The sequence below is a fragment of the Vicinamibacteria bacterium genome (assembly GCA_035620555.1).
GTDB lineage: Bacteria > Acidobacteriota > Vicinamibacteria > Marinacidobacterales > SMYC01 > DASPGQ01.
Map to the genome: position 1 here is coordinate 1 of DASPGQ010000551.1, position 3,997 is coordinate 3,997.

Here is a 3,997-nt window from a genome sequence, read left to right on the forward strand (position 1 = left end):
TGGGTGGGCTCACTCTCGACCAGCAGCTGAACTCAGCCGCGGAGGAGTTCGTTCAAACGGAAGACGCGATCACGGGCTTTCTGGGAAGCATTACCGCCTACCTTTCGGCAATCGGTTTTCTCGTTCAGGTGGGCCTCGTAAGCTACGTTCATCGTGCCTTGGGAGTCGGATTCGCCCTTCTGGTGCTTCCCGTAAGCTGGGGTGCCACGGCGATTCTCATTCTTCTTACGCCGGTTCTCTGGACGATCAGTGTGGCGCGGATCCTCGACGCGTCCCTCCGCTACACACTGGACAAGACGACGCGTGAAGTTCTGTTCTTGCCTCTTCCGCCGGATCTCAAGTTCAAGGCGAAGCCGTTCGTTGACGTGACAGCGGATCGTTTCCTTGGGAAAGGGCTGGGAGCGGCAGTCCTGCTGGTTCTCATCAAGTTGTTCGGGTTCACCTGGTGGCAGCTCAGCTATCTGAGCCTGACGGTGTGCATCATCTGGATGTATCTCACGCGAAAGGCGCGACAAGAGTACATGGCCGTCTTTCGTCGCAGCATCGAAAGGCTCGAGCTCGAGCCCGGAACCTTGGCGCCCCAGGTCGGCGAACCGGCGACGATAGAGACGTTAGTCGAGGAGCTCGCGAGCCCTGACGAGAACCGCGTCATCCGCTCCATCGAGCTTCTCGAGTCTCTCGACAAACGCCACCTCGTGACGCCGCTTCTCCTTCGTCATGAGTCCCCGCGCGTGAGATCCCGTGCCCTCCTGGCGATGAAACAGGCGTCGCCCGGGACTCTCGCCCGCTTGGCCCTCGCCGTGGAGCGAAGTCTCGAGGACGAAGACGCCGACGTAAGGGCCGAGGCGGTTTCCGTCCTCGCCGTGATTCGCGGCAAGGACGTCACGGCGATCATGCGACCCTACCTCGAGGACAAGGACTCCCGCATCGCGACCGCGGCCGCAGCGTCGCTCGCCGAAAGCGATCGGCAAGACGACCGACTGGCGGCTGAGGAGACTCTGGCGCGGCTCGCCGCGGACACTCGAGAGGTGGGAAAGAAGGGACGACGAGATGTCGCCCGTGTCCTGGCACGGTGCTCCTACGCCCGCTTCCGTCGACTCCTCATCCCGCTCATGCACGATGCCGATACGAGTGTGGCCCTCGAGTCGATCCGAAGCTCGCGCCATCTCGGAGACCAGGATCTTCTCTTCGTTCCAGCGCTCGTGTCCCGTCTGGCAGACCGTCGATTGAAGAACGCCGCTCGCGGCGCTCTCGCCAGCTACGGGGAGAGAGTGGTGGATACACTCGGGTACTTTCTCGTGGACGAGAACGAGAACATCTGGGTTCGCCGCCATATCCCGGGCACCCTGGCGCGCATCCCTTCGAGGCCTTCGGTGGAGGTCCTTGTTGGAGCCCTCGATGACGACGACGGGCTCATCCGGTTCAAGGCCGTCTCGGCTCTGGAACGGATCCGGAAGGCTCGTCCGGAGCTCGGAATCGAGACGGCGGCGGTCGAAAAAATTACGGTTCGCGACATCGGGACGTACTATCGATGCCTCGGCACCGGTTTCAATCTATTCGACAGGGGCGGGCTCCCGCGGGGCAACCTTCTGGGTCAGGCCCTGGACGAAAAGCGCCGGCGCGCCATGGACCGCGTATATCGTCTTCTCGCTCTTGCGCTCGATCGGAAAGACGTTCGCGCCGCTCGATGGGCCATCGAGCGAGGGGATGCACGCTCTCGAGCAAGCGCCGTCGAGTACCTGGACAACGTTCTGTCGGGCCGCATTCGAAAAATGCTCCTTCCCATCCTCGACCAGGCTCCGCTCGAGGAGACCGTGCGAAAGGGAAACGTCTTCTTGAAGACGCGCGTCAAGGGGATCGAGGAGACGCTAGCGCGCCTCATTTACGACGACGATCCGGTCATCGCCGCCACGGCGATCGACCTGGTGAGGGAACGAGAGGTCTGGTCGCTTGCCGAGGACCTCGAGCAAGTGCTTCAGTTCCGGGAGCCAAAGGACTACATCGTCTTCGAGTCCGCCTCCCGGGCCCTCGCCGACTATCGGACGCGCCCTCGGGCGTGAACGTATCCCACTCTGAAATGTGGTATGACGTGGCTCCCACGGCGGGGGAGGAGGGCTTTTCGTGGATCGCAGACGTTTTCTCGGCTATTCGGCGCTCGGAAGCGCCACACTCGTCACCAGCACGTTCGGTTGCGCTCCGGCCGAGCGAACGACCTCCGAAGGGTCGAGTCAAGCTCCGCCCGCGGGCGAGGAGCCGTTCGAGCTCCACGAAGCCACCGTTGCCGAGCTTCAAGAAGGAATGAGCTCTGGAAGGCTGACCGCTCGCTCCATCGCCGAAGCGTACCTTCGGCGCATCGAAGCGCTCGATCGTCAGGGACCGGAGCTCCGCTCCATCATCGAGATCAATCCCGAGGCCCTCGAGATTGCCGACGAGCTCGATGCCGAACGACAGTCCAACGGCCCTCGGGGTCCCCTGCACGGCATTCCCGTGGCGCTCAAGGACAACATCGACACCCACGATCGGATGACGACCACCGCAGGCTCCCTCGCGCTCGAGGGATCGATTCCGCCTCAGGACTCCTTCGTCGCGCAAAAGCTGAGGGAGGCAGGCGCCCTTCTCCTGGCGAAAGCCAACATGAGCGAGTGGGCGTACTGGCGTGGGTTCAAGGCGTCGAGTGGATGGAGCGCACGGGGCGGACAGTGCAGGAACCCCTACGCGCTCGATCGCAATCCTTGCGGATCGTCTTCGGGGTCCGGAGTCGCGGCGGCGGCAAACCTCTGTGCGCTGACGGTCGGAACGGAAACGGGCGGATCCATCATGTGCCCGTCGTCCATCAATGGCATCGTCGGCATCAAGCCCACCGTCGGGGTCTGGAGCCGGGCCGGCATCATTCCCATCTCTCATTCGCAAGACACGGCGGGACCGATGACCCGAACGCTGCGCGATGCGGCGATTCTCCTGGGCGCGGCTACTGGCGTCGACCCGAGAGACGACGCCACCGCGGCCAGTGAGGGGAACTTTCACACCGACTACACAGAGTTCCTGGATCCGAACGGCCTGAGGGGGGCACGCATCGGCGTCGCACGAAACTTCCCCAATTTCGATGAGCGAGTGCTGGCGCTCTTCGACCGGGCGATCGAGGACATGAGGGCGGCGGGCGCGGAGATCATCGATCCCGCCGACATCCCGAGCATGGACAACGCCGACGTGTTCTCCGAGCTACCGACACGCGTCCTCAACTACGAGTTCAAGGCCAACATCAACAAGTACTTCGCGAGCCTCGGTCCCAACGCTCCGATCAAGAGCTTGACCGAGCTCATCGCGTTCAACGAGGCCAACCGGGATCGGGAGATGCCGTACTTCGGCCAGGAGCGCTTGCTCGCGTCCGAGGAGTCCGGCCCTCTCACCGACCCGCCCTACCTCGAAGCCCTGAGCACCATCCAGCGGCACGCACGCGCCGAGGGCATCGATGCCGTAGTCGGGCAGCATCGTCTGGATGCCATTGTGGCACCGACGCGGGATCCCGCCTGGAAGACCGACCACATCATGGGCGATCGCCTGCAGGGCGGATCGAGCGCCGGACTCGCAGCTATCGCCGGCTATCCCGACATCTCGATCCCCATGGGGTTCGTTTCCGGCCTTCCGGTGGGCATCTCGTTCTTCGGCCCGCGGTGGAGCGAGCCGACGCTCCTGAAGGTGGCCTACGGCTTCGAGCAGCTCACGAAGCACCGTCAAGCGCCGAACTTCTTGGAAACCTTGGGCTGAGCGGGGCTACCCGACCGACGAAGAGACCCGGGATCTTTGTGGATGGTTCCGACGATCCGTGCTTCTCCGGTCGTCGTCGCCGTGGGGAGTTCGCTCCCGGTGCCGGGGCGCTCAGGGCCGACCCGAGCCTGTCCAGAATCTTGTAATGAGAGATCGTCTGGCCAATCATCGAGCGCCGCCGGTTGTCAGGCGGAGATTCTAGGCGGGAATGGCGCGGCGTTCAATCCGCTTC

General features: G+C 63.5%; 2 protein-coding genes. Both read left to right on the plus strand.

The window, feature by feature from the left end:
• Positions 1–2,060 (plus strand): Npt1/Npt2 family nucleotide transporter (locus VEK15_22250; protein HXV63439.1); only part of this gene is annotated, 2,060 nt, incomplete at its 5' end.
• Positions 2,061–2,121: 61 nt separating this feature from the next.
• A complete protein-coding gene (locus VEK15_22255) occupies positions 2,122–3,765 on the plus strand; it encodes an amidase (protein HXV63440.1) in 1,644 nt (547 codons plus the stop codon).
• Positions 3,766–3,997: the final 232 nt, after the last annotated feature.